This is a genomic window from Mycolicibacterium thermoresistibile, from assembly GCF_900187065.1.
GTDB classification, from domain to species: domain Bacteria; phylum Actinomycetota; class Actinomycetes; order Mycobacteriales; family Mycobacteriaceae; genus Mycobacterium; species Mycobacterium thermoresistibile.
Genome location: NZ_LT906483.1, coordinates 3,602,425 through 3,617,496, shown reverse-complemented (window position 1 = coordinate 3,617,496; position 15,072 = coordinate 3,602,425). Strand labels below are relative to the sequence as shown.

General features: G+C 70.4%; 12 protein-coding genes and 2 pseudogenes. 8 read left to right on the top strand and 6 right to left on the bottom strand.

Annotated elements, in window-relative coordinates; all coding sequences use genetic code 11:
- The first annotated feature begins 5 nt into the window (after positions 1-5).
- On the top strand, positions 6-1,112 hold the full coding sequence (gene dapC / locus CKW28_RS16945) for a succinyldiaminopimelate transaminase (protein ID WP_220096801.1): 1,107 nt from the start codon (positions 6-8) through the stop codon (positions 1,110-1,112).
- Here the strand turns inward: dapC and CKW28_RS16940 are convergent.
- Both CKW28_RS16940 and CKW28_RS16935 read right to left on the bottom strand, forming a co-directional pair.
- Positions 1,100-1,615 carry an Rv2253 family sensor-like surface protein gene (locus tag CKW28_RS16940; protein WP_081475514.1) on the bottom strand — a complete coding sequence of 172 codons (516 nt, stop codon included), beginning with the start codon at positions 1,613-1,615 and terminating at the stop codon, positions 1,100-1,102. The two genes, dapC and CKW28_RS16940, sit on opposite strands and share 13 nt — an antisense overlap.
- Before the next feature lie 133 nt (positions 1,616-1,748).
- Positions 1,749-2,117: an STAS domain-containing protein gene (locus CKW28_RS16935; RefSeq protein WP_040547084.1), complete on the bottom strand. Its 369-nt coding sequence runs from the start codon at positions 2,115-2,117 to the stop codon at positions 1,749-1,751.
- A 260-nt stretch (positions 2,118-2,377) separates the two neighbouring features.
- Here CKW28_RS16935 and CKW28_RS16930 point away from each other — a divergent pair, with 260 nt between their 5' ends.
- Complete coding sequence (locus CKW28_RS16930) at positions 2,378-2,797, top strand: ATP-binding protein (protein WP_003926037.1); 420 nt, start codon at positions 2,378-2,380, stop codon at positions 2,795-2,797.
- 13 nt (positions 2,798-2,810) lie between these two features.
- A complete protein-coding gene (locus CKW28_RS16925) occupies positions 2,811-5,012 on the top strand; it encodes a SpoIIE family protein phosphatase (protein WP_003926036.1) in 2,202 nt (733 codons plus the stop codon).
- Here CKW28_RS16925 and CKW28_RS16920 read toward each other — a convergent pair.
- Positions 5,005-6,105, bottom strand: coding sequence for a DmpA family aminopeptidase (locus tag CKW28_RS16920; RefSeq protein ID WP_003926035.1), 1,101 nt, complete (start codon positions 6,103-6,105; stop codon positions 5,005-5,007). The two genes, CKW28_RS16925 and CKW28_RS16920, sit on opposite strands and share 8 nt — an antisense overlap.
- A gap of 34 nt (positions 6,106-6,139) precedes the next feature.
- The gene (locus CKW28_RS16915) at positions 6,140-6,691 is read right to left on the bottom strand and encodes an NUDIX domain-containing protein (RefSeq protein WP_040547582.1); all 552 of its coding nucleotides are present in this window, start codon (positions 6,689-6,691) and stop codon (positions 6,140-6,142) included.
- Positions 6,692-6,725: 34 nt separating this feature from the next.
- Between CKW28_RS16915 and CKW28_RS16910 the strand changes: the two are divergent.
- The 3 genes and pseudogenes from CKW28_RS16910 (at position 6,726) to CKW28_RS16900 (ending at position 10,212) form a co-directional block, all read left to right on the top strand.
- Positions 6,726-8,119, top strand: a pseudogene (locus CKW28_RS16910) (acyl-CoA synthetase).
- A gap of 119 nt (positions 8,120-8,238) precedes the next feature.
- Positions 8,239-9,576: an IS110 family RNA-guided transposase gene (locus CKW28_RS16905; RefSeq protein ID WP_157997571.1), complete on the top strand. Its 1,338-nt coding sequence runs from the start codon at positions 8,239-8,241 to the stop codon at positions 9,574-9,576.
- 289 nt (positions 9,577-9,865) lie between these two features.
- Positions 9,866-10,212: pseudogene (locus CKW28_RS16900) on the top strand (VOC family protein).
- A 111-nt stretch (positions 10,213-10,323) separates the two neighbouring features.
- On the opposite strand, the gene dapD reads toward CKW28_RS16900, so the two are convergent.
- On the bottom strand, positions 10,324-11,280 hold the full coding sequence (gene dapD, locus CKW28_RS16895; protein WP_003925022.1) for a 2,3,4,5-tetrahydropyridine-2,6-dicarboxylate N-succinyltransferase: 957 nt from the start codon (positions 11,278-11,280) through the stop codon (positions 10,324-10,326).
- 34 nt (positions 11,281-11,314) lie between these two features.
- Here dapD and dapE point away from each other — a divergent pair, with 34 nt between their 5' ends.
- Together dapE and CKW28_RS16885 are read left to right on the top strand one after the other, a co-directional pair.
- Positions 11,315-12,382: a succinyl-diaminopimelate desuccinylase gene (gene dapE / locus CKW28_RS16890; protein ID WP_003925021.1), complete on the top strand. Its 1,068-nt coding sequence runs from the start codon at positions 11,315-11,317 to the stop codon at positions 12,380-12,382.
- Positions 12,383-12,483: 101 nt separating this feature from the next.
- Positions 12,484-14,070, top strand: a complete 1,587-nt coding sequence (locus tag CKW28_RS16885) for an ABC-F family ATP-binding cassette domain-containing protein (RefSeq protein ID WP_003925020.1) — start codon at positions 12,484-12,486, stop codon at positions 14,068-14,070.
- Here CKW28_RS16885 and CKW28_RS16880 read toward each other — a convergent pair.
- Positions 14,067-14,885, bottom strand: a complete 819-nt coding sequence (locus CKW28_RS16880; protein WP_003925019.1) for a type VII secretion target — start codon at positions 14,883-14,885, stop codon at positions 14,067-14,069. The genes CKW28_RS16885 and CKW28_RS16880 overlap by 4 nt on opposite strands.
- Between the last annotated feature and the right edge of the window lie 187 nt (positions 14,886-15,072).

Sequence of the window (15,072 nt, the reverse complement as noted above, 5' to 3'; positions counted from 1 at the left end):
CCACACTGCGTAACCGGGTCTCGGCGAGGCTGCCGGAGTTCCCGTGGGACACCCTGGCCGACGCCACCGCGGCCGCCCGTGCGCACCCCGACGGCATCGTCGACCTCTCGGTCGGCACCCCGGTCGATCCGGTGGCGCCGGTCATCAGGGCAGCGCTGGCCGAAGCCAGTGCCGCACCGGGCTATCCCACCACCGCCGGCACCCCCGCCCTGCGGGCCTCGGCCGCCGCGGCGCTGGAACGGCGGTACGGCATCACCGGCCTGACCCCGGATGCGGTGCTGCCGGCGATCGGCACCAAGGAGCTCATCGCCTGGCTGCCGACACTGCTCGGTCTGGGCGGTGACGACACGGTCGTCGTCCCGGAGCTGGCCTACCCGACCTACGACGTGGGCGCCCGGCTGGCCGGCGCGCGGGTGTTCCGGGCCGACTCCCTGACCCAGCTGGGACCGCAGACCCCGGCGTTGATCTACCTGAACTCGCCCAGTAACCCCACCGGCCGGGTGCTCGGCGTGGACCACCTGCGCAAGGTGGTCGGCTGGGCCCGCGACCGCGGGGTGATCGTCGCCTCCGACGAGTGCTACCTCGGCCTCGGCTGGGATGAGACGCCGGTGTCGGTGCTGCACCCCACGGTGTGCGGCGGCGACCACACCAATCTGCTGGCCATCCATTCGCTGTCCAAGACATCGTCGCTGGCCGGCTACCGGGCCGGATTCGTCGCCGGGGATCCGGCCCTGGTGGCCGAGCTGCTGGCGGTGCGCAAGCATGCCGGCATGATGGTGCCCACCCCGGTGCAGGCCGCGATGGTGGCCGCACTCGACGACGACGCGCACGAACGGCAGCAGCGCGAGCGCTATCAGCGCAGGCGCCGGGAGTTGCTGCCGGCGCTGCAGCAGGCCGGCTTCACCGTCGACCACTCCGAGGCCGGGCTTTATCTGTGGGCCACCCGCGGCGAACCGTGCCGGGCGACCGTCGACTGGCTCGCCCGGCGTGGAATCCTGGTGGCGCCCGGGGAGTTCTACGGCCCCCGCGGCGCCGAGCATGTGCGGATCGCGCTGACCGCACCCGACGAGCGCATCACCGCCGCCGCCGCCCGGCTGGCTCAGGCCGGATAGGCGGCCACGGGCATGACCACACTGCCGCGGCACACGCCGCCCTCGATGTCGGTGTGCCACATACCGCGCAGCGATCCGTCCGGTTGCGGCTCATAGAACGCCCACGACCGGGCCGGGGCCCACTCCTTGGGCAGACCGTCGCCGCGGTAGCAGTCCCACTGCCAGTCATAGACGAACAGCCACTTGCCGCCGTCCCAGGTGTAGCGCTGCGGCCGCGGAATCGTCGGGTTCTGCGGTGCGGGCCCCTGCACCGCGGTGGCGACACAGGTCCCGCCCGCACAGTTCGTCACGAACACGTAGCCGGCGCTGAAATCGGGTTCGGCCTGCCGGGCCGCGATGCTGGTGCCCTGCTTCTGGCTGGCGTAGCTGATCATCACGTAGCGGCCGGTCCAGTTGTGGACGGCTGCCGCGGCTGAAGGGGTCACCGCTGCAGGGGGAAAGATCACACCAGCCGCAACGCACCCTGCGACGAACAACGCAGCACACATTCGGCGGACGGTCATCTCGTTTCCTACTGCTGATAAAGGACCCTTCAGGTGGGCCGATACACGGACCGGCCCAGGTTATCGGCCGAACACGGCAAATGAGATGACCGAGGTGTATCGGTCCGATAACACCGTGCGACGAGCGCCGGGTCTACTCGGCGCGCTCCCCGGTGCGCACCCCGGAGAGCGCCTCATCGAGCGTGGGGTAGAGCGCGATGACCTCGTCGAGCCGGGTCAGTTGGATCGGGCGGCTGGTCGCCGGTCCGTCGGCCACCACCGCGAACCGTGCCGACGGGCTCAGCCGCTCATGGGTGGCGACCAGGATCTGCAATCCCACCGACGCCAGGAAGTCCACCGCGGACAGATCCACCACGAGTGCCGAGGGTCTGGTCGCGATCAGATCGTCGATCGCCTGCTGCAGCGCATCCCCGGTGGCCAGATCCACGACGCCCTGCACCCGCAGGACCGCTGAATCGTCGCGATGCTCCACCGATGTGGTGAGTGCTCCGGTAGCTGACAACGGCCGTCCTTTTTCCTGGGAGTGACCCGCACTGCTGATACCGCGAGCCTAGCCTGCGGCATGGCCACGGAGATGTCGAACTCCGCGGTTCCGGCGTGCTCGTGATGATCAGGTTAGTCTCGGGGCGGCGATTCGCGCACCATCCCCGTCGGCGCCCCATGCCGCACCGCAGGCCGAACCGAAAGCGCAGGCCGGGCCCGTAGCGAAGAGAGGGTGATATTGCTCCCACGGCAGTTCCGCGAAGGTCGGGGGCCGGATCGGTGACCCGCGACGACCGGGACGAAACCGTCATCGAGATCGAGAACTCCGACGACATCCTGGCGGCCCGGGATGCCGGCCGGCTGCGGGCGCGGGAACTGGGATTTTCGCTGGCCGACGTTACGATGATCACCACGGCGATCGCCGAGGTTGCTCACAACATCACCAGCTACGCCGGTCGAGGCTCCATCCGGATCGGAGTCGGCGACCGGGAGGGACGAAAAGCTCTCGTCGTGTGTGCGGAGGATCGCGGTCCGGGTATAGGGGACGTTGAACGAGCGCTTGAAGACGGATATTCGACGGGGAGCGGTCTGGGGCTGGGGCTTCCCGGTGCCGGCCGCCTGATGGATCGGCTGGTCGTGGACTCCGACCCGGACCGCGGCACGGTGGTGGAGATGTGGAAATGGATACCTCCCGGATGACGGGTGTGCCTGAATGAGCCCGGACTTCGGGGCCCGCTACGCGGCGGCGTTGGCGGCCTATCTGGAGGACAGCAGCGAACGCCGCCTCGCCGTGGCACACGACCTGGGACGCCAGGCCCTGCTCGGACGGATCAGCGTGCTGCAGATCGTCGAGGACCACGTCCGCCTGGTCGATGAGCTCTCCCGGCGGCAACCGGTCGACACCGACACCGCCCTGCAGTTCCTCCTGCAGGCCCTGGCCGCGGTCGACGTCGCGGTGCGCGGATACCTCGAGGGCACCCGGCGCTACGAGCAGCAACGGGCCCGCGCCGAGGGTCTGGCGGGGCGCGACACCTTCCGCAGCGCGCTGGTCAACGCGATGCAGGAGGCGTTCTTCGTGATGGACCGCACCGGTTCGGTCATCGACATCAACGAGGCGTTCGCCGAGATCACCGGATACGACGGCCACGATCTGCCGTATCGGTGGCCGCACCCCTGGGTGGTCGACGAACCCCGCGCCGACGAGGACCTGCTCGAACTGCTCCAACACGGCCGGGTGCAACTCGAACGCCAGATCCGCCACCGCAGTGGCCATCTGGCCTGGGTGGCGATCAGCGTGAACGTGGTGAACCCGAACGGGACCGCGTTCGTCGGAACGATGCGCGACATCACCGCCGCGCACAAGGCCGCCGCCCGGGAGAGCGCGCTGACCCGGCTGGCCACTGCCGCCGGCGTCGCCACCAGCGTGTCCGAGGTCCTCTCGATCATGCTGGACGAGTGCCGGCCGGCGATCGACTCCCGACGCGTCATCGCGGTCACGTGGGCCCGGGAGGACGCCGAACCCACCATCCAGGTCGTCGGCGACCCGCCGGCCTCCACCTGGGCCGACCTCGACGAGTCGCTGCGGACCACCCTGCTGGCCGCGCGGGACTGGCCGCCGCTGACCGTGCAACCCGTCTCCGATGCGGGCCAGAACACGTCCCGCGGCATCGTCGCGGTGCTGTCGGGCACCCCGGCCACCGTGCTGTGGCTCGAACACCGGGTGCCCCGCCCGGTCGGGATCGACGGCCGCCGGCTCATCAATGCCCTGGTCGGCCATGTCAGCCTGGCCGTGCAGCACGTCCGGCGCTTCGAGATCGCCCGGGAGTCGTCGTTGACGCTGCAACGCGCGATGCTGCCGGACATCGTGCCTCCTCCCGGGTTCGCGGTGCGCTACGAACCGGCCGTGCGGCCGCTGGAGATCGGCGGCGACTGGTACGACGTGCTGCCGCTCGACGACCACCAGATCGGCATCATCGTCGGCGACTGTGTGGGGCGCGGGCTGCCCGCCGCCGCGGTGATGGGGCAGCTGCGCAGTTCCGCGCGGGCGCTGCTGCTCAGCGGCGCCGAACCGGCGCGGCTGCTGGAGAACCTCGACGCGGTGGCGGCGCTCATCCCCGACGCGTACTGCGCGACGGTGTTGCTGGCGGTGCTCGACACCGAATCCGGGACGCTGCGCTACAGCAACGCCGGTCATGTTCCGGCGCTGCTGGCCGGACCCGGCCCGCATGCGACGGTTCTGACCGACGGGGCCTCGGTGCCGCTGGGGGTGCAGCAGAACCGGCCCCGCCCACAGGTCAGCCGGCAGCTGACGCCCGGATCCACGCTGATGCTCTACACCGACGGGCTGGTGGAGCGGCGCGACAGCCCGATCGACACCGGGATGGACCGGGCCTGTCAGGTGCTCACCGCGATGCTCGACGCCGAGCCGGAGGCGGTCGCCGACGCCATGCTCGACACGCTGGCGCCCGCTGACGGGTACGACGACGACGTGGCGATCGTGGTGTACCGGCACACCTTCGCGCCGTTGCGAATCGAGTTGCCCGCCACCCCCGATCGGCTCAGCGAGGTGCGGGCCCGGCTGACCGGTTGGCTCACCGCGGCCGGGGCGCCGGAACTACTGATCAGCGACATCGTGTTGGCCGTCAACGAAGCGTGCACGAACTCCGTCGAACACGCCTACCGCGATCGCGAGCCGGGTCCGATGCAGGTGTACGCCGACCTGCGGGACGGTCAGATCATGCTGCAGGTCAGGGATTTCGGCACCTGGAAGACACCGGAACCCAATCCGCGCATCCGGGGCCGGGGGCTGCCGATGATGCGGGCGATCAGTGCCGACGTGCAGGTGGACAACACCCGCAGCGGAACCGTGGTGGAGTTGACGTTCACGCTGTCCGGGCAACCGGCGCTCACCTGAGTTGCCGGTATCGGCGGAGGAGCTCGGCGGTCTGTTCCCGCGGCAACGCCGTCACCACCAGGCCCTCGGGGCCTTCCATCGTCTCGGCCGCGAACAGCGCGTTGACGATCGCCTCCTCGGTCGCCTCGATGGCGGCGTAGAACAGCCGGTCGATCAGCCGGTTGGCGAGCATCCGGACCTCGACGACGTCCGGGCCGGCGGTGGCGGCGAAGTCGCCGGCGAATGTGTTGCCGGTGGTGAAGCAGAAGGCCATGTCGCCGCTGCCGTTCTCACCGGCCCCGCCGGTACGGGCGATGCCGAGCGCGCTGCGTTGGGCGAGCCGGGCGCACTGCGTCGGAATCAACGGCGCGTCGGTGGCCACCAGCACGATGATCGATCCGGTGCCCTCCGGCGGACGGCCCGGCATCGCCGCCGGGGACGGCGGTTCGGGCAACAGCCGGCCGACGGGAACCCCGTCGATCGTCAACCGTTCCCGCGCACCGTGGTTCGCCTGCACCAGCACGCCGACGGTGTAGTCGCCGACCACCCGCGACGACGTCCCGATGCCGCCCTTGTAGCCGTGGGCGATCATGCCGGTGCCGCCGCCGACCGCGCCCTCGGGCACCGGACCGTCGGCCGCGGCGTCGATGGCCGCGGCCACATGCTCGGGCTTGACGTGGAAACCGTTGATGTCGTTGAGGATTCCGTCGCAGGTCTCCCCGACCACGGGCAGCGCGAAGAAGAACTCGTCGGCGCCGCGCGCGTTCTTCTCGTGGGCGATCAGCGCGTCGCGGACCACGCCGACGCTGTGGGTGTTGGTGAGCCCGATGTAGCTGGTGAGTTGCCCGGATTCCTCGACCCAGTGCTGCCCGGTCAGTTCGCCGTTGCCGTTGAGTCGGTGCGCCGCGGCGAACAGCGGATGGTTCCACGGCTCGTCGCGGGGGATGACCACGGTGACGCCGGTGCGCACCGGGCCCTGCCCGGTGACACGCGGCCCGGACCCTTCGATCAGCGTGGTGTGGCCGACCCGCACCCCGGCGACGTCGGTGATCGCATTGTTCGGTCCGGTGGGCAGGACGCCGATGGTGGCGCCGTAGTCGCGGGCTCGTGCCACGCCGCTCCTCCTCCGCGATGAATTATCGTGGTGGTCAATATAGCGGTGCGGTGCGCTCGTGCAGCAGGAACAGCGTCCACGCGGCGATCGACTGGGCATCGGTGATCTGCCCGGACCGGATCATCGCCTCCACCTCGGACCGCTCGAACCAGGCGCTGTGCATGTCCTGCTCCTCGGGTTCGCGATCGTGCTCACCCTCGGTGAGATCGGTGGCCAGGAACACCCAGCCGCGTTGACTACTCATCCCCGGCGCGACGTCGAGCTGACCGAGCCGTCGCAGCCGACCGGCCCGCAACCCGGTCTCCTCGCGCAACTCCCGGGCGGCCAGCGCCTCCGGTTCCAGATCCGCCAGATCCGGTGCGGTGCCCTGCGGAAACTCCCAGCGGCGCAGACCGATCGGATAGCGGTACTGCTCGACCAGCCGGAACCGGTCCCGGTCGCGGGCGATCACCAGCGCGTAGTCGGGTTTGTCCACCACCGCGTAGACGCCGGACCGCCCGTCGCGCAGGCGGATGTCGTCTTCGCGCAGCGTCATCCACCTGTTGGCGTACACCTGCCGCGAGCCCACCTGTCGGATGTCGGTCACCCGGCCAGTATCCCCGCCGAGTAGCCTCTCGGGCGTGTTGCTGGCTTCCCTGAACCCCGCCGCGGTGGCCCGCGGCGCCGACATCGCCGACGCGGTCCGGATCGACGACACGGTGTTCAGCCGCAGCGACCTCGTCGGCGCCGCCACCTCGGTGGCCGAACGCATCGCCGGCGCCCCACGGGTGGCGGTACTGGCCACCCCGACGGCGACCACGGTGCTGGCGGTCACCGGATGCCTGATCGCCGGTGTCCCGGTGGTGCCGGTGCCCGCCGACGTCGGCGTCGCCGAACGCCGTCACATCCTCACCGACTCCGGTGCGGTGGCCTGGCTGGGGGAGAGCCCCGCCGACACCGAGGGCCTGCCGGTGGTGCCGGTGCGGCTGCACGCCCGGTCCTGGCACCGCTATCCGGAGCCCGCGCCGGAGTCCACCGCGCTGATCATGTACACCTCCGGAACCACCGGCCCGCCCAAGGGGGTGCCGATCAGCCGGGCCGCGATCGCCGCCGACATCGACGCGCTCGCCGAGGCCTGGCAGTGGAGTCCGGACGACACCCTGGTGCACGGGCTGCCGCTGTTCCACGTGCACGGGCTGGTGCTGGGTCTGCTGGGGTCGCTGCGGATCGGCAACCGGTTCGTCCACACCGGCCGGCCCACCCCGGAGGCCTATGCGGCGGCCGGCGGCTCGCTGTACTTCGGGGTGCCCACGGTGTGGTCGCGTGTGGTCAAGGACCCGTCGGCGGCGCGGGCGCTGTCGGCCGCGCGGCTGCTGGTGTCGGGCAGCGCGCCGTTGCCGGTGCCGGTGTTCGACCGGTTGGCAGAGCTGACCGGGCACCGGGCGGTGGAACGGTACGGCAGCACCGAATCGCTGATCACGCTGAGCACCCGCGTCGACGGGGAACGCCGGGCCGGCTGGGTGGGTCTGCCGCTGGCCGGGGTGCAGACCCGGCTGCTCGACGAGGACGGGGCCGAGACGCCGCACGACGGCGAGACCATCGGCCGGCTGCAGGTGTGCGGTCCGATGGTGTTCGACGGCTATCTCACCGGCCGGACGCCACCGCCGAGGCGTTCGACGACGGCTGGTACCGCACCGGCGACGTCGCGGTCATCGACGACACCGGCATGCATCGCATCGTCGGGCGGGAATCGGTGGACCTGATCAAGACCGGCGGCTACCGGGTGGGCGCCGGGGAGGTGGAGGCGGCGCTGCTCGGGCATCCCGGCGTGGCCGAGGCCGCGGTGGTCGGCCTGCCCGACGACGACCTGGGGCAGCGCATCGTCGCGTTCATCGTCGGTGACGCCGAGCCGGATGAGCTGATCGAGTATGTGGCCCAGCAACTCTCGGTGCACAAACGGCCGCGCGAGGTGCGGGTGGTGGACAGCCTGCCCCGTAACGCGATGGGAAAGGTGCTCAAGAAACAGCTGCGCTGACTCACACTGCCGCGAGCGCCCGTAGTAAGAGAGCTATGCGGCGTGTTGGTGATGAAAGTGGCGACGCCCTCCTGATGTCGTTGACGGGTTCGAGTCCCAATGACATGGAGGAGGGCGTCGTGTCCAAGGGTAGTGGTCTGTCGCGTGGTGACAAGCGCCGTAATGCCAAGTTGGCCGAGCTGCGGCGGCTGGTGCCGGCCGATCATGTGATCGTCGGTATTGATCTGGCGGATAAGAAGCAGGCGGTGGTGGTGTGTGATCACGATTCGCAGGTGCTGGCCCGCAAGACGGTGAAGGCTCGGGCGTGGGAATTGGGTCCTGTGCTGGAGTGGGCGCAGCGCGTGGCGCACAAGCATGGGTTCTGTGGTGTGACGGTGGGGTGTGAGCCGACCGGGCATCGCTGGATGGTGCTCAATCAGCTTGCCACTCAACGCGATATGACGTTGATGTGTGTGAACCCGATGTTGGTGGGTCGGGCACGTGAAGCTGAGGACTACACCCGTGACAAAAGCGATGACAAGGATGCGATGTTGATCGCGCGGCTGGTGGCCCAGCTGCATTGTTACCGCCCCGAGCGTGCTGAGGAGACGTGGGCGCGGCTGCGCCAGCTGGGAGCGCGCCGTGAGCGGCTGGTCACCGAGGCCACTGCGTGTGTGCAACAGCTGCGCGACCTGCTGGAGTGCGTCTGGCCGGGGGTGCTGGAGGCGGCGGCGGATCCCTTCGGTTCGAGCAACTGGTGTGCGGCTGTGGCGGTGGTGCTCGACCGCTGTGACGGCCGCCCGGAACGGCTCAAGGGACGTGGGCTGGCACGGTTTGAGGCCGCGGTGGTTCGCGAGCTGGGCCGTTGGGGTGGTCAGCGGCGGCGTCGGGCCATCATCGAGGCGGTCTTCGTCGCGCTGGTCGACCCGGCCGGGGTGATGGTCCAACGCCGCGGTGTACTGGAGCGGGCCCGCTGGGTGCTTTCTGATTGGCGCGCGGCCAGCATCCGGCTGGCCGAGGTGGAAGCCCGCATGGTTGAGGTGCTCGACGAACTCGAGCTGACCGAGTTGGTCACCAGCATCCCCGGAGTCTCGGCGGTGGGAGCGGCGGCGATGTTGGCCGAAACCGGCGATCCCACCCGTTTTGACAGCCCTCGCGCGCTGGTCAAACATGCCGGGCTGTGCCCACGCGACAACGCCAGCGGCACCTTCAACGGCCGAGCGCGGATCTCCCGGCGTGGCCGACCCCGGCTGCGGCTGGCCGCCTGGCGCGCGACATGGGGTGCCCTTCAACATAATCCGGTGATGCTCGCTCGCTACCGGTATCTGACGACCCGCGACGACAACAAGCTCACCGACGGCCAGGCCCGAGCAGCGATCGCTGCGGCGTTGCTGCGTTGGCTGCATGTCGTGGTCACCCAGCGGGTGCGCTGGGATGGCGCCATCGCCGCCGCGCAGGTGATGCCCGTGGCCGCTTAACCAAGCCACTCGAATAACCACGGTTGGGGCCAAGCTCCAAGCGCCCCTGAGGCACCACTTGGTGACCTCGCCAGACACCATGAGCAGGCCCCGCCCGTCCTCACCGAACTCGGTTGCACGCAGTTGGGTACCAAACCCGTTTGATGACTACGTAGAGACGAGGACCGGGCAGAGCCCCCCAACCCCTTGACAAAAACCACTTACGAAGGTGTCTGCACACCGACACGCCGCCACGGGCGTACATTCGCGGACACTCACCGGCCGCGAGCGCGACGAAAGGGGCGTCGGGATGAGCCTGATCTTCACCGAGATCTGCATCGATGCGCACGATGCCACCGCCCTGGGCGGATGGTGGGCGGCGGCGCTGGGCTGGCGACAGCAGGTCGACGAGGACGGCGACGTGGTGTTGCCTGCCCCGCCGGGCGCCGGCCCGAACTGGCTGTTCCTCGGGGTGCCCGACGACAAGGTCGTCAAGAACCGGATCCACTTCGACTTCACCCCCGACGATCAGCAGGCCGAAGTCGACGGTTGATCGCGCTCGGCGCACGCCGGGTGGACATCGGCCAGGGGGAGCAGACCTGGGTGGTGCTCGCCGATCCCGAGGGCAACGAATTCTGCGTTCTCGCTTCCGGGTGACCCGCAGGCCTGTGCAGTTTCGTCGCGCTCACCATCGGCGAGCGTCCGCACATGCACGCCCGTGACGGCGTGTCGCCGTGCAGACACGGGCGCTCGCGGGACGGGGGCGGGCTAGTTGGCGTGCAGCGCCTCGTTGAGTGTGATGCCGGTGCCGTCGCGCTTGACCACCTCGACCGCGCCGGTGACCGAATTACGCCGGAACAACAGGTTGTCGGCGCCGGACAGCTCGCGCGCCTTGACCGTCTTCCCGTCGGCGGTGGTCACCTTGGTGCCCGCCGTCACGTACAACCCGGCCTCGACGACGCAGTCGTCGCCCAGCGAGATGCCCAGCCCGGAGTTGGCGCCCAGCAGGCAGCGCTTGCCCACCGAGATGACCTCCTTGCCGCCGCCGGACAGCGTGCCCATGATCGACGCCCCGCCACCGAGGTCGGACCCGTCGTCGACGACCACCCCCGCGGAGATGCGGCCCTCCACCATCGAGGTGCCCAGCGTGCCGGCGTTGAAGTTGACGAAGCCCTCGTGCATCACCGTGGTGCCCGGCGCCAGATGCGCCCCCAGCCGCACCCGGTCCGCGTCGGCGATGCGCACCCCGGTCGGGGTGACGTAGTCGACCATCCGCGGGAACTTGTCGACGCCGTAGACGGTCACCGGGCCGCGGCGGCGCAGCCGCGCCCGCACCGTCTCGAAGCCCTCCACCGCGCACGGCCCGTGGTTGGTCCACACCACATTGGCCAGCACCCCGAAGATGCCGTCCATGTTGGCGCCGTGCGGCTTGATCAGCCGGTGTGACAGCAGATGCAACCGCAGGTAGGCGTCGTGGGCGTCGGCGGGCTTGTCGTCCAGCGAGGCGATCATGGTGCGCACCACCACGGTCTCCACCCCGCGGTCGTCGTCGCGGCCGGTCAGCGCGGCGAGCTCGGCGGGCGCGTCGGCGCCCGACAGCCGGGTGGTGCCGGCTGCTCCGCCCTCAGCGGTCGCGGCGCCCAGCTCGGGCGCGGGAAACCAGGTGTCCAGAACCGTTCCATCGGCGGCGATGGTCGCCAGGCCGATTCCTGCAGCAGACGTCACGCCCTCAGAGGCTACTGGACTAGCCTGGTCAGCTGTGGCCCTGGACCTGCACGGCGACCCGATCGCGCTGACCGCGGCGCTGGTCGACATCCCCAGCGAATCGCGGCATGAGCAGCGCATCGCCGACGAGATCGAGACCGCGCTGCGCGAGCAGACTCGCGGCTTCGAGGTGATCCGCAACGGCAACGCGGTGCTGGCCCGTACGAACCACGGCCGGCCCACCCGGGTGCTGCTCGCCGGTCACACCGACACCGTGCCGGCCGCCGACAACCTGCCCAGCCGGCGCGTCGGCGATCTGCTCTACGGTTGCGGCACCTCCGACATGAAATCCGGTGACGCGGTGTTCCTGCATCTGGCCGCCACCGTCACCGAACCCGCGCACGACATCACTTTGGTGATGTACGACTGCGAGGAGATCGAGGCCGCCGCCAACGGGCTGGGCCGCATCGAACGGGAACTGCCGGACTGGCTGCGCGCCGACGTCGCGATCCTGGGCGAACCGTCCGGCGGATTCATCGAGGCCGGCTGTCAGGGCACCCTGCGGATGGTGATCAGCACCACCGGAACCCGGGCACATTCGGCACGGTCCTGGTTGGGCGACAACGCGATCCACAAACTGGCGCCGGTGCTGGACCGGCTCTCCGATTACCGGGCGCGGTCGGTGGACATCGACGGCTGCGTCTACCGCGAGGGCCTGTCGGCGGTGCGGATCGACGGTGGTGTGGCCGGCAACGTCATCCCGGACGCCGCCTCGGTGACGGTGAACTTCCGGTTCGCCCCGGACCGCACCGTCGAGCAGGCCGAGCGGCATGTGCGCGAGGTGTTCGACGGTCTGGATGTGCGGATGGAGCTGACCGACGCCGCCGGCGGCGCCCTGCCCGGACTGCAGCAGCCCGCGGCCGCGCAGCTGGTGGCCGCGGCCGGGGGACAGGTGCGCGCCAAGTACGGCTGGACCGATGTGGCCCGGTTCGCCGCGCTCGGGGTGCCGGCGGTGAACTACGGGCCGGGTGATCCCAATCTGGCGCACAAGTCCGACGAGCACGTCGACGTCACCGCGATCACCGCGGTCACCGACGTGTTGCGGCGCTATCTGTCCGGCTGAGAAATCCGGTTGACAGACCACCTAGCCTGAAAGACATGCGGTGGTAACGCGCTGACGCGCACTCCGGGTGAATCTGTCCGCCACTCCTGTGGAGTCCCCGCATGTCCATCGTCTTCTCCGACGTGTCGTTCGCCTGGCCGGACGGCACCGCACTGTTCACCGACCTGTCGTTCACCATCGGTCCCGGCCGCACCGGTCTGGTCGCGCCGAACGGCGCCGGCAAGAGCACATTGCTCGATCTGATCGCCGGCGCCCGCCGCCCCACCAGCGGATCCGTCACCGTCGACGGCACGGTCGGCCATCTGCCGCAACACCTGCCATTCATGCCCGAGGCCACCGTGGGCGACGTGCTCGGCATCACCCCGGTGCTGACCGCGCTGGATGCGCTGGCCGCCGGTGACGCCTCCGAGGCGGTGTTCGCCGCGATCGGCGACGACTGGGACGTCGAGGAACGGTGCCGCGGGATGCTGGACCGGCTGGGCCTCGGCGAGGTGGCCGTCGACCGGCGGCTCGGCTCATTGTCCGGTGGCGAGGTGGTGGCGGTGGGGCTGGCCGCCCAACTGCTGCGACGGCCCGAGGTGTTGCTGCTCGACGAGCCCACCAACAACCTCGACGCCGACGCGCGCCGTCGGCTCCACGCCGCGCTCGACGACTATCCGGGAACCCTGTTGGTGGTCAGCCACGATCGGGTACTGCTGGACCGGATGGAGCGGATCGCCGAACTGTACCGCGGCGAAATGCTTTTCTACGGCGGCAATTTCACTACCTACCAGCGGCAGTTGGCGGCCGACCAGCAGTCCGCCCGCAACGATGTGCGCCACGCCGAACAGTCGCTCAGAAGGGAGAAGCGGGAACGGCAACAGGCGCGCGAACGCGCGGCCCGCCGTTCGGGCACCGCCGCGCGCACGGTCAAGGACGCCGGGCTGCCGAGGATCGTGGCCGGGGCGATGAAGCGGCGCGCCCAGGAATCCGCCGGCCGCACCGATGAGGTCCGCGCGGCCCGGATAGCTGCCGGCCGCGCCCGGCTGGAGGAGGCGGAAAAGCGGCTGCGTGACGACGACGCCATGGTGCTCGATCTGCCCGACACCACGGTGCCGGCCGGGCGGACCGTGTTCGCCGGTTCCGGGCTGACGGTCGGAAACGTCTTGCGCGGAATCGATCTCACGGTCCGTGGACCGGAGCGGATCGCGCTCACCGGCGCCAACGGGGTCGGCAAGACGACCCTGCTGCGCGTCATCGGCGGGCGGTTGGCACCGGACGCCGGCACGGTCACCAGAGCCGACGGCCGCATCGCGTATCTGTCCCAGCGGCTCGATCTGCTCGACCCCGGTCAAACCGTCCTCGACAACCTGGCGGAGTTCGCCCCCACCCTGAGCGTGACCGGACGCCGGCATCTGCTGGCGCGATTCCTGTTCGACGACAAGCGGATCGCGCTTCCGATCCGGGCGCTCTCCGGCGGGGAGCGGCTGCGCGCCACGCTGGCCTGTGTGCTTCACGCCGAACCGGCGCCGCAACTGCTGCTGCTCGACGAACCCACCAACAACCTCGATCTGACCAGCATCGCGCAGTTGGAATCGGCGCTGATCGCCTACCGCGGTGCGTTCATCGTGGTCAGCCACGACGACCGGTTCGTGGCCGCCATCGGTGTGAACCGCCGGCTGCGCCTGTCCGACGGGAAGCTGAGTTAGTGCACCGGCGGCCGGATCTGGGCCCGGGTCGAGCCTGCGGGATCCGGCGCCGCGGTGTTCTCGGGGCCGCTGTCGGGGCCGGCTTGCGCACCGGGTAGCGGGCTGACCGGCGGCGCGTCCCGTTGCGCACCGGCGGCCTGCTCCCGCTGACCCTCGGGGCGTTCGGCGTGCTCGGGGGCTCCGGTCGCGCGCTCGCCGTCCAGGGCGGCCTCCTCGAGCCCGGCCGCGTCCGCGCCGGCGGCCATGCCGGCGGCCCCGGTGGCGGTCTGGACGGCCTGCTGGATCCCCTGCATCACCTGCTGCGGCACCTGGGCCAGCCCCTGCAGCGGCGCCATCGCCATCCCGGCCAACTGGCCCACCTGGCCGCCGATCTGCCCGAGCATCTGACCCATCGTGTCGGCGCCACCGGCGGCCCCGGGGCCGCTGACGCCCGCACCGGGCACGCCGCTGACGCCGGCGCCCGGCGCACCGGCGGGGCCGGCACCGCCCGCCCCGGTCCCGTCGGCGATCGCGTTGGCCGCCGCGCGCAGTTCCTCCGCGCTGCGAAGGTCGCCCTCCTGATAGGCGCGGGCGGCCCTGTGCAGCAGTTCGGAGATGGTGGCGGCGCTGGTGGTGGTCGCCTGCACGGTGCCGCCCCGGCTGCTCAGCGCGTTTCGCAACGCCGCGTTGGCCGCCGCCGCGATCGGCCCGTGGCTGGTCTCGACGGGGCCGGGCGTCGCCTCAGCGGACGACTGCGGCAGCGCCCCCGCGATGCCGGAATGGGTCTGGGAGAACGTCTGCAGCCCCTCGGGCTGGACGAATACGTTGCCGCTCAACTCATGCCTCCGCCGGTGATCTTTCGGGCTGGCTAAGAATTCTATGGCCGCCACGGCACCGGTTGATGCGCCGAATACTCGCCCGGACTGTCCCGCCGCCTGCGGGTCGGCAAATCATACGCTTGCCGAGTAAGTGTCAAGACGGGGCCGGTGGGCGCGGTAACGTTAGATCCGCGTCGGTGCACCG